Source organism: Ramlibacter sp. G4-7 (genome assembly GCF_057784995.1).
Genome location: NZ_JBYNTT010000005.1, coordinates 282,357 through 299,715 on the forward strand (window position 1 = coordinate 282,357; position 17,359 = coordinate 299,715).

The 17,359-nt window shown below is 66.7% G+C and carries 14 protein-coding genes; 2 read left to right on the forward strand and 12 right to left on the reverse strand.

The genetic code is table 11. The features are described from left to right. Positions 1-94: 94 nt before the first annotated feature. The 4 genes from AC3EGR_RS09650 to oxc all read right to left on the reverse strand — a co-directional run bounded on the left by AC3EGR_RS09650 (position 95) and on the right by oxc (position 7,069). Positions 95-1,798 (reverse strand): NAD(P)H-dependent oxidoreductase subunit E, encoded by a 1,704-nt coding sequence (locus AC3EGR_RS09650; RefSeq protein ID WP_488546250.1) that lies wholly within the window; start codon positions 1,796-1,798, stop codon positions 95-97. Between the two features lie 10 nt (positions 1,799-1,808). Continuing rightward, positions 1,809-3,953 (reverse strand): acetate--CoA ligase family protein, encoded by a 2,145-nt coding sequence (locus AC3EGR_RS09655; protein ID WP_488546251.1) that lies wholly within the window; start codon positions 3,951-3,953, stop codon positions 1,809-1,811. A gap of 39 nt (positions 3,954-3,992) precedes the next feature. After that, positions 3,993-5,240: a formyl-CoA transferase gene (gene frc, locus AC3EGR_RS09660; protein WP_488546252.1), complete on the reverse strand. Its 1,248-nt coding sequence runs from the start codon at positions 5,238-5,240 to the stop codon at positions 3,993-3,995. A gap of 101 nt (positions 5,241-5,341) precedes the next feature. Next, positions 5,342-7,069, reverse strand: a complete 1,728-nt coding sequence (gene oxc, locus AC3EGR_RS09665) for an oxalyl-CoA decarboxylase (protein ID WP_488546253.1) — start codon at positions 7,067-7,069, stop codon at positions 5,342-5,344. 124 nt (positions 7,070-7,193) lie between these two features. Here oxc and AC3EGR_RS09670 point away from each other — a divergent pair, with 124 nt between their 5' ends. Beyond that, positions 7,194-7,802, forward strand: coding sequence for a Crp/Fnr family transcriptional regulator (locus AC3EGR_RS09670; RefSeq protein ID WP_488546254.1), 609 nt, complete (start codon positions 7,194-7,196; stop codon positions 7,800-7,802). A 37-nt stretch (positions 7,803-7,839) separates the two neighbouring features. Here AC3EGR_RS09670 and oxlT read toward each other — a convergent pair whose 3' ends face one another. The 6 genes from oxlT to AC3EGR_RS09700 form a co-directional block, all read right to left on the reverse strand. Further along, the gene (oxlT, locus tag AC3EGR_RS09675) at positions 7,840-9,036 is read right to left on the reverse strand and encodes an oxalate/formate MFS antiporter (RefSeq protein WP_488546272.1); all 1,197 of its coding nucleotides are present in this window, start codon (positions 9,034-9,036) and stop codon (positions 7,840-7,842) included. 314 nt (positions 9,037-9,350) lie between these two features. Continuing rightward, positions 9,351-10,184: a cytidylate kinase family protein gene (locus tag AC3EGR_RS09680; protein WP_488546255.1), complete on the reverse strand. Its 834-nt coding sequence runs from the start codon at positions 10,182-10,184 to the stop codon at positions 9,351-9,353. Positions 10,185-10,196: 12 nt separating this feature from the next. Then, positions 10,197-11,726 carry a tripartite tricarboxylate transporter permease gene (locus AC3EGR_RS09685; protein WP_488546256.1) on the reverse strand — a complete coding sequence of 510 codons (1,530 nt, stop codon included), beginning with the start codon at positions 11,724-11,726 and terminating at the stop codon, positions 10,197-10,199. A 46-nt stretch (positions 11,727-11,772) separates the two neighbouring features. Continuing rightward, the gene (locus tag AC3EGR_RS09690; protein WP_488546257.1) at positions 11,773-12,291 is read right to left on the reverse strand and encodes a tripartite tricarboxylate transporter TctB family protein; all 519 of its coding nucleotides are present in this window, start codon (positions 12,289-12,291) and stop codon (positions 11,773-11,775) included. A 118-nt stretch (positions 12,292-12,409) separates the two neighbouring features. Beyond that, on the reverse strand, positions 12,410-13,402 hold the full coding sequence (locus AC3EGR_RS09695) for a Bug family tripartite tricarboxylate transporter substrate binding protein (protein WP_488546273.1): 993 nt from the start codon (positions 13,400-13,402) through the stop codon (positions 12,410-12,412). 296 nt (positions 13,403-13,698) lie between these two features. Beyond that, positions 13,699-13,902 (reverse strand): hypothetical protein, encoded by a 204-nt coding sequence (locus AC3EGR_RS09700; RefSeq protein WP_488546258.1) that lies wholly within the window; start codon positions 13,900-13,902, stop codon positions 13,699-13,701. A 112-nt stretch (positions 13,903-14,014) separates the two neighbouring features. Here AC3EGR_RS09700 and AC3EGR_RS09705 point away from each other — a divergent pair, with 112 nt between their 5' ends. After that, a complete protein-coding gene (locus tag AC3EGR_RS09705) occupies positions 14,015-14,983 on the forward strand; it encodes a LysR family transcriptional regulator (protein ID WP_488546259.1) in 969 nt (322 codons plus the stop codon). Here the strand turns inward: AC3EGR_RS09705 and AC3EGR_RS09710 are convergent. Beyond that, on the reverse strand, positions 14,943-15,923 hold the full coding sequence (locus AC3EGR_RS09710) for a methionyl-tRNA formyltransferase (protein ID WP_488546274.1): 981 nt from the start codon (positions 15,921-15,923) through the stop codon (positions 14,943-14,945). The genes AC3EGR_RS09705 and AC3EGR_RS09710 overlap by 41 nt on opposite strands. Then, complete coding sequence (locus AC3EGR_RS09715) at positions 15,920-16,723, reverse strand: sulfite exporter TauE/SafE family protein (protein ID WP_488546260.1); 804 nt, start codon at positions 16,721-16,723, stop codon at positions 15,920-15,922. The genes AC3EGR_RS09710 and AC3EGR_RS09715 overlap by 4 nt, the downstream gene beginning before the upstream one ends. Between the last annotated feature and the right edge of the window lie 636 nt (positions 16,724-17,359).

Below are 17,359 nucleotides of genomic sequence, written 5' to 3' on the forward strand. Positions count from 1 at the left end.
TCTCCAATGGATGTCATCCCGGCCCTGGGCCGGGATCCACAGGGCCCCTGTTGCGGCGCCCCATGGATTGCCGGCCAGGGCCGCAACGACATGCCTACCCCAACTCATGCGGGAAATACTTGACCACGCAATCGAACGGGTTCGGCGCGGCCTGGCCCAGGCCGCAGATGGACGCGTCGCGCATCACCTGCGACAGCTCCGCCAGCAGCGGCAGGTCCCACTTCGGGGCCTGCATCAAGGCGTGCGCCTTCGCCGTCCCCGAGCGGCAGGGCGTGCACTGGCCGCAGGACTCGTCGCGGAAGAAGCGCAGCGTGTTCTTCGCCGCGGCCGTCGCCGTGTCCTTGTCCGAGAGCACCACCACCGCGGCCGACCCGATGAAGCAGCCGTAGGGCTGCAGCGTGTCGAAATCGAGCGGGATGTCGTTCATCTTCGCCGGCAGGATGCCGCCCGAGGCGCCACCCGGCAGGTAGCCGTAGAACTTGTGCCCCTTGGCCATGCCGCCGCAGTACTCGTCGATCAGCTCCTGGATCGTGATGCCGGCCGGGGCCAGCTTCACGCCCGGGTTCTTCACGCGGCCGGACACGGAGAAGGAACGCAGGCCCTTGCGGCCGTTCGCGCCCTGCGACGTGAACCATTCGGGGCCGCGCTCCAGCAGCTCGCGCACCCAGTACAGCGTCTCGAAGTTGTGCTCCAGCGTGGGCCGGCCGAACAGGCCCACCTGCGCCACGTAGGGCGGGCGCAGGCGCGGCATGCCGCGCTTGCCTTCGATGGACTCGATCATCGCGGACTCTTCGCCGCAGATGTAGGCGCCGGCGCCGCGGCGCAGCTCGATGCGCGGCAGCCCTTTCGACGGCGGGTCGGCCTGCAGGCGCGCGAGCTCCTGCTCCAGCATCGCCCGGCAGCCGTGGTACTCGTCGCGCAGGTAGATGTAGATGGCGTCGATGCCCACCGCCCACGCGGCGATCAGCATGCCTTCCAGGAAGCGGTGCGGGTCGCGCTCCAGGTACACCCGGTCCTTGAAGGTGCCGGGCTCGCCCTCGTCGATGTTCACCGCCATCAGGCGCGGCGCGGGCTCGCTGCGCACGATGCGCCACTTGCGCCCGGCCGGGAAGCCGGCGCCGCCCAGGCCGCGCAGGCCGGTGGCTTCCAGCCGCGAGATCACGGACTCGACGTCGTGCTCGCCCGCGAGGCACTGCTCCAGCAGCTGGTAGCCGCCGGCGGCCCGGTACTGCGACAGGCCCATGTAGCCTTCGGGCTCGTGCTTCGTCGCGCCCTCCTTGACGCACTCCACGACCTTCTGGGTCGTGGCGCAGGGTACCGGCTTCTGGCCGACCACGGCGGCCGGCGCCTGTTCGCAACGGCCGATGCAAGGGGCGGGGATCACGCGCACGTCGCGACCGAGCAGGGCAGGCAGCTTCTGCAGCAGCTGCTGCGCGCCCGCGAGCTCGCACGACAGGCCGTCGCAGACGCGCACGGTCAGCGCCTGCGGTGCCTCCTCGCCTTCCTTGACGATGTCGAAGTGGTGGTAGAAGGACGCCACCTCGTAGACCTCGCTCTGGGCCAGGCGCATTTCCTGCGCCAGCGCCGACAGGTGCGCGGCCGAGAGGTGGCCGTAATGGTCCTGCAGCTTGTGCAGGTGCTCGATCAGCAGGTCGCGCTGGCGCGAGGCGTCACCGAGCAGTTGCCGCACCTCGGCCAGCGCCTGGTCCGTGGGCTTGCGCCCTTTCGGACCCTGGCGCTTGCGCTCCCGCAGGGGGAGCGCGGCCGCGGCGATGGGGATGACGCGGTGTTGGGACATCAGCGCAAGCTTACTTGAGCAGTCCGGCGGCGCGGGCCCACTGGTACTTCGCACCCAGCACTTCCACCGGCAGTTCCGTGGAGTAGGCATACGCGGGGATGCCGTTCTCGTACAGGTACTGCGCGGCTTCCTCCACCTCCACGTCGCCGGCGAGCGAAGCGACCACGGGCTTGACCTTGCCCTTCTCCTTCATCTCGTTGACGACCTGCACCATGTTCTTGGCGAACACCATGGGCGGCGTCACGATGGTGTGCCAGTAGCCCAGGATGAGCGCGTGGACGCGGTCGTCCTCCAGGCCCAGCTTGACGGTGTTGACGTAGGTGATGGGCGGCTCGCCGCCGGTGATGTCCACCGGGTTGCCGGCCGCGCCGAAGGGCGGGATGAACTTGCGGAAGGCAGCGTCCAGGTCGGCGGGCATCGGCTTGAGCAGCTTCAGGCCGTTGTCCACGCAGGCGTCGGACAGCAGCACGCCCGAACCGCCGGCGCCGGTGATGATCACCACGTTCTCGCCCTTGGGCGTGGGCAGGATCGGCACGCCGCGCGACAGCTCCAGCATCTGGCGCAGGCTGCGGGCGCGGATCACGCCCGACTGCTTGAGGATGTCCTCGTAGATCTTGTCGGTGCCGGCCACCGCGCCGGTGTGCGAGGCGGCAGCCGCGGCGCCCATCTCGGTGCGGCCGGCCTTGAGCATGATCACGGGCTTCTTCTTCGAGACGCGCTTGGCGACTTCGGCGAACGCGCGGCCGTCTTTCAGGTCTTCCGCGTGCTGGGCGATCACCTTGGTGTTGTCGTCCTGCTCGAAGAACAGCAGCAGGTCGTCCTCGTCGATGTCCGACTTGTTGCCCAGGCCCACGATCGCGGACACGCCCATCTTGGCGGAGCGCGAGAAGCCGATGATGGCCATGCCGATGCCGCCGGACTGCGAGGACAGGGCGGTGGAGCCCTTGACGTCGTAGGCCGTGCAGAAGGTGGCGCACAGGTTGGACGGCGTGTAGTAGAAGCCGTAGATGTTGGGCCCCATCAGGCGGATGTTGTACTCGCGCCCGATCTTCTGCAGTTCTTCCTGGCCTTCGACGTTGCCGGTCTCGCCGAAGCCCGACGGGATCAGGATGGCGCCGGCGATCTTCTTCTCGCCGCACTCCTTGAGCGCGCCGGCCACCAGCGCGGCGGGAATCGCGAACACGGCGGTGTCGATCTCGCCCGGCACGTCCTTCACGCTCTTGTACGCGGTCAGGCCCATGACCTCGCCGCCCTTGGGCGTGATCGGGTAGATCTTGCCCTGGTAGCCGCCGTTGATGAGGTTCTTCATCACGGAGTTGCCGATCTTGCCGGCCTGGTCGGACGCACCGATCACCGCCACGGCCTTGGGCTTCATGATGCGGTTCATGGACGTGACCACGTCCTTCTCGTCCGGGCGGTAGCGCGGGGCCTTGGGCGTGAAGTTCACCACGATGCGCACGTCGGCGGCGATGGCGCCGGTCTCGCTCGCGAAGACCGGGTTCAGGTCCATCTCGGAGATTTCCGGGAAGTCCGACACCAGCTGCGACACGCGGACGATCACGTCCTGCAGCGCCTCGCGGTTGACCGGCTTGCCGCCGCGCACGCCCCTGAGCATTTCGGCGGCCTGGATGCCGTCGAGCATCGAGGCGGCGTCTTCACGCGTGGCCGGGGCCAGGCGGAAGGTGACGTCCTTGAGCACTTCGACCAGCACGCCGCCCATGCCGAAGGCCACCAGCTTGCCGAAGCTGTCGTCGCTCATCGCGCCGACGATGACTTCCTGCCCGCCCTTGATCATCTGCTGGATCTGCACGCCGACGATCTTCGCGTCCGCCTTGTACTTCTTGGCGTTGGCGATGATCTGCTCGTACGCGGTGGCGGCTTCGTCGGCGCTCTTGACGCCCACGATCACGCCGCCGGCCTCGGTCTTGTGCAGGATGTCCGGGGAGACGATCTTCATCACCACCGGGAAGCCCATGGAGGAGGCGAGAGTCGTCGCTTCCTTGGAGCTGGACACCACGCCTTCCTTGGGCACGTTGATGCCGTAGGCGTCGCAAACGATCTTGCCTTCCGGCGCGGTCAGCGCGTCGCGTCCTTCCTTCTTCACTGTGTCCAGGATCTGACGGACCTTCTGCTTGTCGCCTTGGGAAATGGCCATGGTGCCTCCGATGAAAACCGAGAAATGGGGGAAACGGGGTTAGACGACCTTCGCTGCGCGGAGCTCGGCGATCTGGTCTTGGGTGTAGCCGAGCTGCTTGAGCACTTCCTCGGTGTGCTCGCCCAGCAGGGGGGAGCGCTTCACTTCGGTTTCGCTGTCCGACAGCTTGATCGGGTTGCCCACGGACAGGTACTTGCCGCGCGTGGGGTGGTCGACCTCCACCACGGTGCCCGTGGCGCGCAGGGCCGGTTCCTCGGCGATTTCCTTCATCGACAGGATGGGGCCGCAGGGGATGTCGTACTTGTTGAGGATCTCCATCGCCTCGAACTTCGTCTTGGTCTTGGTCCACTCCTCGATGCGCGAGAAGATGGTCTTCAGGTGCGGCAGGCGCGCCTTGGGCGTGGCGTAGCTCGGGTCGGTGATCCAGCTTTCCTCGCCGATCACCTTGCAGATCGAGGCCCACACGGGCGCCTGGGTGATGAAGTAGATGTAGGCGTTGGGATCGTGCTGCCAACCCTTGCACTTGAGGATCCAGCCCGGCTGGCCGCCGCCCGAGGCGTTGCCGGCGCGCGGAACGGCTTCGCCGAACTCGGTCTCCGGGTATTGCGGATATTCCTGCAGCACCTTGGTGCGGTCCAGGCGCTGCTGGTCGCGCAGCTTCACGCGGCACAGGTTCAGCACGGCGTCCTGCATGGCGGCCAGCACCTTCTGGCCGCGGCCGGTCTTCTCGCGCTGGAACAGGGCGGTGACGATGCCCAGGGCCAGGTGCAGGCCGGTACCGGAGTCGCCGATCTGGGCCCCCGTGACCAGCGGCGGGCCGTCGTCGAAGCCCGTGGTGGAGGCGGAGCCGCCCGCGCACTGGGCGACGTTCTCGTAGACCTTGCAGTCCTCGTACGGGCCCGGGCCGAAGCCCTTGACCGAGGCCATGATCATGCGCGGGTTGATCTGCTGGATGCGTTCCCAGGAAAAGCCCATGCGGTCCAGCGCCCCGGGAGCGAAGTTCTCCACCAGCACGTCGCACTGCTTGATCAGCTCGATCAGCACTTCCTTGCCCTTGGGGTTCTTGGTGTCCAGGGTGATGGATCGCTTGTTGTGGTTCAGCATGGTGAAGTACAGGCTGTCCACGTCCGGGATGTCGCGCAGCTGTCCGCGCGTGGCATCGCCTTCGCCCGCCTTCTCCACCTTGATCACGTCCGCGCCGAACCATGCCAGCAGCTGCGTGCAGGTGGGACCCGATTGCACGTGCGTGAAATCGAGGATCTTGACGCCGTCGAGTGCTTTACCCATCTTGGTCTTCCTATCTAAGTTTCGAATCTCTTGGCACCTGCATGCCGGGATCCATGCGCTGCGGGTCAAGCCCGCAACGCCATGGGCCGGGGGTGCATGGTTTACGCCGTCTTCTTCTTCGCCGCCGGATTGAGGCTGGTGATGCGCCCCGACTCCGTGCCCGCCGTCTCGTCGATCAGCGCGTTGATCAGCGTCGGCTTGCGGCTGGCGATCGCCTCGTCGAGGGCCTTCTTCAGTTCCTCGGGGTTCTTCGCCGTGACGCCGACGCCGCCGAAGGCCTGCATCATCAGGTCGTAGCGCGCGTTCTTGACGAACTGCGTGGGCGCCATCGCGTCGCCGCGCGGGTTGACGTCGGTGCCCTTGTAGATGCCGTTGTTGTTCATCACGACGACGCAGATCGGCAGGTTGTAGCGGCAGATGGTTTCCACCTCCATGCCGCTGAAGCCGAAGGCGCTGTCGCCTTCCACCGCGATCACCTGCTCGCCGGTGACGGCGGCCGCCGCGACGGCGAAGCCCATGCCGATGCCCATGATCCCCCAGGTGCCCACGTCCAGGCGCCGGCGCGGCTCGTACATGTCGACGATGGAGCGCGTGAAGTCCAGCGCGTTGGCGCCTTCGTTCACGACGTAGGCCTTGGGGTTCTCCTTGACCGTGTTGCGGATCACGTTCAGGGCGGAATGGAAGTTCATCACCGGCGGGTTCTTCGCCAGCGTCTCGGCCATCTTGGTGAGGTTCTTGTCCTTGCGCTCGGCGATGGCGCCCGTCCAGTCCGCCGGCGGCTTGCTCCAGCCGGTGCCCATGGCCTGGTTGAAGGCGGCGAGGCAGGAGCCGATGTCACCGATCACCGGTGCGGCGATCGCGACGTTGCTGTCCGCTTCGGTCGGGGAGATGTCGACCTGGATGAACTGCTGCTTGCCCGCGGCCTTGGAACCGTCGGCGCCCCAGGTCTTGCCCTTGCCGTGCGACAGCAGCCAGTTCAGGCGCGCGCCCACCAGCATCACCACGTCGGCTTCGGCCAGCACGTAGGAGCGCGCGGCGGAGGCGGACTGGTTGTGGTTGTCGGGCAGCAGGCCCTTGGCCATGGACATCGGCAGGTAGGGGATGCCGCTCTTTTCGACGAAGGTCTTGATCTCGGCGTCGGCCTGCGCGTAGGCGGCACCCTTGCCCAGGATCACCAGCGGACGCTTGGCGCCCTTGAGCAGGTCGACGGCGCGCTTGACGGCCTCGGGGCCGGGCAGCTGCTTCGGGGCGGGGTCGACCACCTTGATCAGCGACTTCTTGCCGGCTTCCTTGTCCATGCTCTGCGCGAACAGCTTGGCGGGCAGGTCGAGGTACACGCCGCCGGGGCGGCCGGAGACCGCGGCACGGATCGCCCGCGCGATGCCCACGCCGATGTCTTCGGCGTGCAGCACGCGGAAGGCGGCCTTGCACAGCGGCTTGGCGATGGCCAGCTGGTCCATCTCCTCGTAGTCGCCCTGTTGCAGGTCGACGATCTCGCGCTCGCTCGAGCCCGAGATGAGGATCATGGGGAAGCAGTTGGTGGTGGCGTTCGCCAGCGCCGTCAGGCCGTTGAGGAAGCCGGGGGCGGACACCGTGAAGCAGATGCCGGGCTTCTGCGTGATGAAGCCGGCGGCGGCGGCGGCATTGCCGGCGTGCTGCTCGTGGCGGAACGAGATCACCTTGAGGCCGTCGGCCTGCGCCATGCGCAGGAAATCCGTGATCGGGATGCCGGGCAGGGCGAAGATCGTGTCGATGTCGTTCAGCTTCAACGCGTCGATGACCAGGTGGAAGCCGTCGGTCGTTTCGCGATCTTGCGTGTCGGTACTCATGGTCGGGGGGTCCTAGATGGGAGTGCGAGAATGGTAGAAGTCGGGTTCGTGAAACCCTCTTGACCGCAGTCAATTTTCGAAAAATAGGCGGCCCAATCAGGGGAAATCCCTCGCTCCGGAATCCATGTCGTCCATCGAGAAGCATCCAGAACGTAACGTCATCCGCGTCCAGCTCGCCCATAACGTGGCGCTGAAGGCCATCACCGCCGCCCAGATGGCGGAGCTGGAGCCCCTGCTGGTCGTGGTGGATTGCCAGAAGGGCGAGGCGCTGCTGAACCAGGGCGTGCACGAGATGGAGCAGTACTTCATCCTCGACGGCATCCTCAAGCGCGTGGTGAGCACCCAGGACGCCAAGGAGATGATCCTGCGCTTCGCCGAAGAGGGGCAGATGGAAACCAGTTACGCCGCGTGGCGGCTGGGCACGCCGGCGCCCTACAGCATCGTGTGCGTCACCCGCGCCCGGGTCGCCAAGCTCGCGCTGCGCGACTGGGTGGCCTTCATCGACCGCCACCCGAACATCAAGCAGGCCTTCGAGTACGAAGTGATGCACCACATGAGCGAGATCATGGCCCACACGATCACGCTGCACCTGCTGGACGCGCCCGGGCGGGTCAAGCGCTTCCTGCGCAAGCACCCCGAGCTGGAGGAGCGGCTGCCGAAGAAGGAACTGGCCTCCTACCTGAACCTCTCCGCCGAGACCTTGAGCCGGTTGAAGGCCAGGGGAAAGATCTGACGCCAGGAGGATGCCGGGCCAGGCCCGGCATGGCCTCTCAGGAGCCTTCCACCATCGCCTTGCGCATCGGCCGCAGCGCCACCCACGCCAGCACCGCCGCCAGCGCATTCATCGCGCTCGCGACGATGAACACCGCGTGCCAGTTGCCCGTGGCGGCGGTCAGCACGCTGGACAGGGGCACCAGCAGCGCCGCCGTTCCCTTGGCCGTGTAGAGCAGGCCCGCGTTCGCGGCCGCGTTCTTCGAACCGAAGGTGTCCGCGCAGGTGGACGGGAACAGGCTGTAGATCTCGCCCCAGGCGAAGAACACGATGCCGGTCAGGATCACGAAGGCCACCGGGTCGCTGCCGAACTGGTACAGCGCCAGGATGCCCACCGACTCCAGCCCGAAGGCGATGAGCATCGTCAGCTCGCGGCCGATCTGGTCGGAGACCCAGCCGAAGAAGGGGCGGGTGAGGCCATTGAGCACGCGGTCGATCGCCAGCGCGAAGGTCAGCGCGGGCAGCACCAGGCCGGCGATGCTCACCGGCACGTCGCCGATCTTGAAGTCCTTGGCGATCGGCGCCAGCTGCGCGGTGGCCATCAGGCCGCCGGCGGCAACCAGCACGAACATCAGGTACATCACCCAGAACACCGGCTTGCGCACCATCTCGCCCGTCGTGTAGTCGCGGCGCGTCTGCAGCACGCGGGAGGTGCCGGCCTTCTGCCCCTCGGGGGCGCGGGCCAGGAACCAGGAGAGCAGGAAGATGATGGCGCCCTGGCCGATGCCGAAGTACAGGAAGGCCGCTTCGTAGCCGTGGTGGTGGATGTACGCGGAGATCGGCACCACGGTGAGGGCGGAGCCCGCGCCGAAGCCCGCGGCCGTGAGGCCGGCGGCGAGGCCGCGACGGTCCGGGAACCACTTCAGCGCGTTGCCCACGCAGGTGCCATACACCGCGCCGGCGCCGATGCCGCCGACCGCGGCACCGATGTACAGCAGCGTGAGCGTGTCGGCGTAGGCGTTGATGATCCAGCCCAGGCCGGCGAGCAGGCCGCCGCCCATGACCACCACGCGCGGGCCGTACTTGTCGACCAGCCAGCCTTCGATCGGCACCAGCCAGGTTTCGGTGAGCACGAAGATGGTGAACGCGACCTGGATGGCCGCGCGGCTCCAGTGGTGCTTGTCCGCGATCGGATTGACGAACAGCGTCCAGCCGTACTGCAGGTTGGCGATCATCGCCATGCAGATGATGCCCATCACGAGCTGGGCCCAGCGGAAGGCCGCGCCGCGCGCATCGGCCGCAGCGCCGGCGGTGGCCGTCACTGGCGTGGGGAGCGCGCCAATAGTCTTTTCCATCCGAGATCTCCTGGAGTAGTGGTGTGGGAGGAGGATTGAAGCGGGGGGGGAGGGGGCATCGCAACACGCGACGCGGAGGCCATTCTGGGAAGTGAACGTGCACCGGAAATTGACCGCGGTCATGAACCCGGGTAAGCCCTTAGCATGCAAAACTACGTAGAGAAAAAGAAAAGCGGCCCCGGGGGCCGCTTCCAACTTTGCAGGTCAGCTTGTCCTCAGGTTTTCGAGTGGGTGAACTTGCGAGAAACCTTCATCAGGTGCAAGCGGTTATCGATTCTTCCAAGGCCGGCCACGCTGGTGGCAACACGCTCGGCCTCGGCCTTTTCCTGCTCGTTCACGACGATGCCATCCAGCGTCACGCGGCCGTCGCGCGATTCGATCTGCACGTCGACGCTGCTTGTGGATTCGTTGGCCTTCAGCGCGGCGCGCACGCGTGCCGACAAGGCCAGGCCCTCCAGCACCGCGCGCGACTCCGGCGTCTCCTGGAACTCCGGCCGGCGCGCCAGTTGCAGGATCGCTTCGACGCAGCTTTCCACCGAGAGCCGGTCCGTGTTGAGCACCATGTCGTACAGCAGCGGGTCGCCCCACGTGACGCCGAACTGCGCGTTCATGCGCTGCGCGTGGGCCGCGTCGCTGCGGCGCACCTCGCTTTCGGCCGCGTCGCGGTCGTCGGTGCCCAGGTGCTCCATCACCCACGCGACGCGCTGCTCGAAGGGGCGCGTGACGCGTACGCGCACGACGTGCGACACGGGGCGCAGCAGCACCGTGGCGCCCCAGCCGCGCAGCACGACGTTGCCGCGCACCGCCTGCGCGAACATCTCTTCCGCCGTGAACAGCGCGACCTGATCCTTGTCGGTGGACAGGCGCTCGACGAAGCCCGCCTTGCCTTCGCGCAGCCGGCGGATCAGGCTGGCCGGCACCTGCATGCGGCCGGCCACGTTGTCCACCACCTCGTTGCGCATCACGGTCAGGCCGCCCGCCTCGGCGAGGCGCAGGGCCACGTCCTTGGCGAGCGAACCCATCTCCTGGGTGAGGGCGATCACGGGCATGGCGGCTCCTTTTCAGTCGACCGGCTGTTCGGCGGAGAACGCCGACGGCTTGGCCGGTCGCACCTTGGCGATGATCCTGGAAATCAGCGGCCAGACCAGCAGCAGCAGCGCCAGCCCGGTGATGGTGCCCACCAGCGGGTTCGACACCATGATGGACAGGTCGCCTTGCGACAGCAGCATGGCCTGGCGGAACGCGTCTTCGGCTTTGTCGCCCAGCACCAGGGCCAGCACCAGCGGCGCTAGGGGGTAGTCGAGCTTCTTGAAGACGTAGCCCATCAGCCCGAAGCCCAGCATCAGCCAGATGTCGAACATCGCGTTGTGCACCGTGTAGGCGCCGATGGCGCAGATCACGATGATGACGGGCGCGATGATCGAGAAGGGGATGCGCAGGATCGAAGCGAACAGCGGCACCGTGGTCAGCACCACGATCAGGCCTGCCAGGTTGCCCAGGTACATCGAGGCGATCAGGCCCCAGACGAAGTCCTTCTGCTCGACGAACAGCAGCGGGCCGGGCTGCAGGCCCCAGATCAGCAGGCCGCCCAGCAGCACGGCGGCCGTCGGCGAGCCGGGGATGCCCAGCGCCAGCATGGGCAGCAGCGCGCTGGTGCCGGCGGCGTGCGCGGCGGTCTCGGGAGCGATCACGCCTTCGAGCTGGCCGGTGCCGAAGGCGGCGCCGTCCTTGGACATCTTCTTGGCCAGGCCATAGCTCATGAAGGACGCGGGCGTCGCACCGCCGGGGGTGATGCCCATCCAGATGCCGACCAGCGAGCTGCGCAGCGACGTCATCCAGTACTTGGGCAGCTCCTTCCAGGTCTCGAACACTACCTTCGGGTTGATCTTGGCGGACTTGCCGGAGAACGCGAGGCCTTCCTCCATCGACAGCAGGATCTCGCCGATGCCGAAGAGGCCGATCACCGCGATCAGGAAGTCGAAGCCGCGCATCAGCTCTTCGAGGCCGAAGGTCAGCCGCAGCTGCCCGGTGACGGTGTCCATGCCGACGGCAGCCAGGGCGAAGCCGATCGCCATCGAGCCGAGGATCTTGAACGGCGAGCCCTTGCCCATGCCCACGAAGCTGCAGAACGTGAGCAGGTAGACGGCGAAGAATTCGGGCGGCCCGAACTGCAGCGCGAACTTGGCCACCAGCGGCGCCAGGAACGTGATCATCACCACGGCAACGAAGGCGCCGATGAACGAGGAGGTGAAGGCCGCCGTGAGCGCCTGTCCTGCCTGGCCCTTCTGTGCCATGGGGTAGCCGTCGAACGTGGTGGCCACCGACCACGGTTCGCCCGGAATGTTGAACAGCACCGACGTGATGGCGCCGCCGAACAGCGCGCCCCAGTAGATGCACGACAGCATGATGATCGCCGACGTCGGCGACATGGAGAAGGTCAGGGGCAGCAGGATGGCGACGCCGTTGGCGCCGCCAAGTCCCGGCAGCACGCCGATGAGCACGCCGAGGGTGATCCCCACGAACATGAGGAGCAGGTTCATCGGCGTCAGGATGACGCTGAAGCCATGGAACAGGGCACTGAGTTCGGTCATGACGCTGGAGGCGGTGCGAAGTCGTTGGGAGGGACGGTCGCCGGGCTCAGTAGCCCAGGAAATCGAGCGGCTTGAACGTGCCCTTGTACAGGGGGATCTTGAACCAGACCTCGAACATGAAGAAAAAGAACACGGCCACCGCGAGTCCCAGCAGGATGCTCTTCACCTTGGAGAACTTGCCCAGCACGATCATGAAGCCGGCGATGTAGATGGCCGACGCCACATACAGGCCGAGCAGCTGGATGGCCAGCACGTACACCAGCGCCGGCAGCAGCACCGACAGCACCCGGCGGATCTGCTCGCCGTCGACGAAGATCTCCGTGTTGCGCTTCTTGCCAAGCAGCGCCTGGTACAGCGTGCCAGCACCCGAGATGCACAGGATCAGGCCGATGTAGAACGGGAAGTAGCCCGCGCCGGGACCGTCGCTGGTCCAGCCCGAACCGAGGTTGCGGCTGCCGAACAGCACCACCAGCCCGAAGATGAGGACGAGCGCGGCAACCGCGGCCTCGACGGCGAAGGTGGGAACGCCCGTGCGCTCGGCGGCGGATTCGTGGGGGGTGCTCATGGGGATGGGTCTCCTGCCTGTCGTGTCGCCTCCCCCGCGGGGGGAGGGTTGGGGTGGGGCAGGCGCCGTGCGTGCCCCCACCCCGCCTCCCCCCGGAGGGGGGAGGTGAGGAAACGGATCACTTCGCGAGGAAGCCCGCTTCCTTCATCAGCTCGCGATGCTTCTGCTCTGCGCTGGCGAGCCACTTGTTGAAGTTCTCGCCGTCCATCACGGTCTGGTTGAAGGCGCCTTTTTCCATGTACTCCTTCCACTCCGGCGTCTCGCGGACCTTCTTGAGCAGGTCGAGGTAGAAGGCGGTCTGTTCCTTGGTGTTGCCGGCCGGCATGAAGATGCCGCGGAGCATGGTGTATTCGGTCGGCACGCCCGCTTCCTTGCAGGTGGGCACGTCGCCCCAGGCCTGGGAGTCGGTGATCTTGGCCTTGTACGGCATGCGCTGGTCGTCGAAGACGCACAGCGCGCGCAGCTTGCCGGCGCGCCACTGCGCCACGGCCTCGGCCGGGTTGTTCACGGACGAGTCCACGTGCTTGCCCACCAGCTGTACGGCGACCTCGCCGCCGCCCTTGAAGGGGATGTAGATGAACTTCGTGCCGGTGGCCTTTTCGATGCCGACCGTGAGGATCTGGTCTTCCTGCTTGGAGCCGGTTCCGCCCATCTTCATCTTGCTCGGCCCGGCCGCCTTGACCGCGTCCAGGTAGTCCTTGGCCGTCTTGTACGGCGACTCGGCGTTGACCCAGAGCACGAAGTTGTCCAGCGCCATCATCGACACCGGCGTCATGTCGCGCCAGTTGAAGGGCACGCCCGTTGCCAGCGGCGTCGTGAACAGGTTCGACAAGGTGATCACGATCTTGTGCGGATCGCCCTTGGCGTTCTTCACGTCGAGGAAGCCCTCGGCGCCGGCGCCGCCGGACTTGTTCACCACGACGAGCGGCTGCTTCATCAGGTTGTGCTTGACCACGATGCCCTGGATGAGGCGCGCCATCTGGTCGGCACCGCCGCCGGTGCCCGCGGGCACGACGAATTCGACGGGCTTGGTGGGTTCCCAGGCGGCCTGGGCGGTGGGGGCTGCGAGGATCGCGGCCGAGGCGGCGATGGCCGGAAGGACCACCGTCATGCGGGTCTTGAGGTTCGAAATTCTCACGCGTTGTCTCCTGAAGTCGCCTCGCCTGCACCGGCTTGTCAACCGGCGTTCATCGCGAGACCGCCGGCGGATGGTCCGACCAACCTGCCTTGATTTCTCTTGACTGCGGTCAATTTTTCGGAAGAGAGAAGCCCGTCTAGGGTTTGTCCGGGGGACGCGGCGCCAGAGGGAGAATGCGAAGGTTCCGCCGGCGCTGCCGCAGCATTCGTACGAATGCGTACGGAATAAAAAAAGCCCGCGAAAGCATCGCGGGCGGGTAAGCAAATGTCTTAGCGGGCGGCGGGCCGGGCCGCATGGCGCGAACGCTCGACAGCGTTCACGAGGAAGTCGGCGTCATAGGCGCGCAACAAGTGCGGCCGCTCGCGCTCCAGCCAGGCGCGCACGCCTTCGCCACCGGTGCACGCGGCAGCGAGCTCGCTGCAGAAATCCAGCTGGTCGTCGGCGGTGTAGCCGGGGGTCTTGTCCTGAGCCATGGTCGTCTCCTGGTGTCGCTTCGATGGGGTCACTCTAGGCGCCGGGAACGATCAAGGATAGTGAAAGTATTTGATCGTTTGCATTAGCTCGGACTTATGGGATGATCCGGCCATGAAGAACGCGACCCTGCGCCAGCTGAAGGTCTTCGAGGCCGTCGCCCGGCACCGCAGCTTCTCGCGCGCGGCCGAGGAACTGCACCTGACGCAGCCGGCCGTGTCGACGCAGGTGGGCAAGCTGGCCGAGCACGCCGGGCTCGCGCTGTTCGAGCAGGTCGGCAAGAAGATCCACCTCACCGCCGCGGGCGAGCAGATGCTGCTGTCCAGCCGCGAAATCATCCAGAAGTTCCAGGAGGCCGAGGAGGCCATGGCGCAGTTCAAGGGCGTGTCCGGCGGCCGCCTGAACGTGTCGGTGATCAGTGCGGGCGACTACTTCTTCCCGCGCCTGCTGGTGCAGTTCGCGCAGCGCCACGCCGGCGTCACCTTCAACTTCGTCGTGGTCAACCGCGAGGAGCTGCTCGCGCAGCTGAAGGAGAACCGCACGGACCTCGCGGTGATGGTGCGCCCGCCCGAGGACGCCGACACCGTGGCGGAGCCCTTCGCGCCGCACCCTTACGTGATCGTGGCGCCGCCGGACCACCCGCTCGCGCGCTCGGCGCGCATCCCCGTCACGCGCATCGCGCGCGAGCCCTTCATCGTGCGCGAGCATGGCTCGGACACCTGGAACTCCATGGTGCAGGGTTTCGGCCACCACCTGCCCGGCCTCAACATCGCGATGGAGATCCGCAGCACCGAGACGATCAAGCAGGCGGTGATGGCGGGCATGGGCGTGAGCTTCCTGTCGGCACACACCATCAGCCGCGAACTGCAGGCCGGCAGCCTCGTCGTGCTGGATGTGCAGGGTTTCCCGCTGATGCTGAACTGGTACGTCGTGTGCCGGCGCGGCAAGCGGCTGCCGCCGGTGGCGCAAGCCTTCCGCAACTTCCTGCTGGCCGACGGCGCCGACCTGATCGAGCAGGCCCTCACGCCGAGGAAGAAGGCGCTCAGGCGGGACGCACCCACGCCCGCCAGGCGTCCGAGCTAGCCAGGCCGTGCTGGCGTGCGAAGTCGCCGGCGTTCATCTTGCCGCCGCCTTCGGGTCGCAGCTTGAGGATCTCGATCAGGCCGCCCTGCGCCCAGATCACGATGGAGTCCGGGTTGACGCCGGCCACGTCGCCCGGCTTGTGCCCGCGCGACACGTAGCGGCCCACGACGTGCTTGCGGCAGTCGTACACGCGCACCTTCACGCCGGCGAGCATCATCCACGCGCCGGGCGCGGGGTTGCACGAGCGGATCAGGTTGTAGATGGTGTCGACGTGGCCGGGCCAGTGGATCTCCGCCTCCTCGTCGTGCATCCAGCCCTCGTAGGTGGCTTCGCGCTCGTCCTGCGCCTGCTCCGCGTGCTTGCCGGCCATGACGAGGTCGGCCGCTTCCAGCAGCGCCTGCACCCCCAGCGGAAAGAGCTTGCGGAAATACACCTCGCCCAGCGTTTCGTCGGGGCCGATCTCGCACTTCTTCTGCAGCACCACCGGGCCTTCGTCGAGGCCGTCGTTGGGGCGGAAGATGGTGATGCCGGTCTCGCGCGCGCCCAGCGCGATCGGCCAGCTGATGGAAGACGGGCCGCGGTGCCTGGGCAGCAGCGAGGGATGGAACTGGATGGTGCCGTGGCGCGGGATGGTCACGAAGGACTGCGGCGCGAACTGCAGCACGTAGGCCATGATGCCCAGGTCGGCGTCCAGCGAGCGCATGGCGGCTTCGGCCTCGTGGCTGCGCAGGCTGGCGAAGGAGAACACCGGCAGGCCCAGCGCCAGCGCGTCGGCCTTGAGCACGTCCGGCTTCGCACCCGGCTTGTCGGGAGTGCAGAACACGCCGGCGATGGTGTCGCCGCGGGCGAGGAAGGCCTCGAGGACGGCCTTGCCGAATTCCTGTTGGCCGATGAAGGCGATGCGGGCGATTTTGGATCTCCTTGGTTCGTTCGTCCTCAGCGCAGGAGGAAATACGCGGCGAGGCAGTACAGCACGATCGCGAACAGCTTGCGCATCGGCGCGATGTCGATGCGATGGGCGGTGCGCGCACCGAGCGGGGCCATCAGCATGCTGGCCGCCGAGATGATGACCAGCCCGGGCAGGTACAGATAGCCGATCGATCCCGGCGGCATCTGCGGCAGCCCGTGGCCGGCCCAGATGTAGCCGAGCGTGCCCGCCACCGCGATCGGGAAGCCCAGCGCCGCGGAGGTGCCCACCGCGTCATGGATCTTGATGTTGCACCAGAGCATGAAGGGCACCGACATGAAGGCGCCGCCGGCGCCCACCAGCGACGAAAGGGCGCCGATTCCCGTGCCGACGGCGAACGTCGCCGCGCGCCCGGGCAGGGTGCGGCTGGGCTTGGGCTTGCGATTGAGCAGCATCTGCGTGGCGGAGAAGGCCACGAAGATGGCGAAGAACACGCCGAGCAGTTTGCCGGGCAGCGCGTGCGCGACCTGCGCGCCGAGCAGCGATCCGAGCAGGATGCCCGGTGCGAGCACCTTCACCACGGGCCACAGCACCGCGCCGCGCTGGTTGTGCGCGCGCACGGAGGACAGCGAAGTGAACGCGATGGTGGCGAGCGAGGTCGCCACCGCCATCTTCACCGTGTACTGCGGCGGATAGCCCTTGTGCGTGAGGATCATGGTGACGAACGGCACCATCACCATGCCGCCGCCGATCCCGAGCAGGCCGGCGAGGAAACCGGTGCAGGTGCCGATGAGGGCGAGCGCGAGAACGAGCTGCGGGTCCAGGACGGACATCTTGTAGTTGTGGGCGCGTGGCGACGATGCAAGACAGGAGTGCGCATTGTCGCCGCACCAGTGTCACAGTTCAGCTACGTCCTACATTGTCAAGCCCGGAATCCTTTCATGGCTTCACCAACGATTTGCACCCGCGCGTGCTTTTGCGTCCTAGAATCCAAACCGTCTGCAGTGTGTGTCGGGCTTTATATTTCCTTGAACCAATGCTCTTTGAGCGCGGGCTTGGAACATCGCCTGGAGAGCGTGAACGTCTCGCGTCAGATGATCCCAACTCCAGTTTGCTGACCTCGCCCACCTGAACTCCGGTTCAGGATGCGGTCCGGTGCCGCTCGCAGACACCTTTTCCAACGGGTTGCTTCGGCAACCCGTTTTTCATTGGGGCGGAGAACGGTGGGGTTCGCTGACGCTCACCGTCCGCGGCTGGCGCCGCGCCACCCTTGTATTGTTCATGATTGAATTTCCAGAGTTCGGCGAGAGCCGAGCGGAGCGGGTGTACGCCGTCGCCACCCTTTGGACCTCAGCCTGAGCTGTAGATCAAGCGGCACTCGCTCCTTTCTCCTGTCCTGTCCCAAAGATCGGACAGTATCTTTCTGCCCGGCATTGCCGGAGCCCGTATTCACAAGGTGGATCAGACAT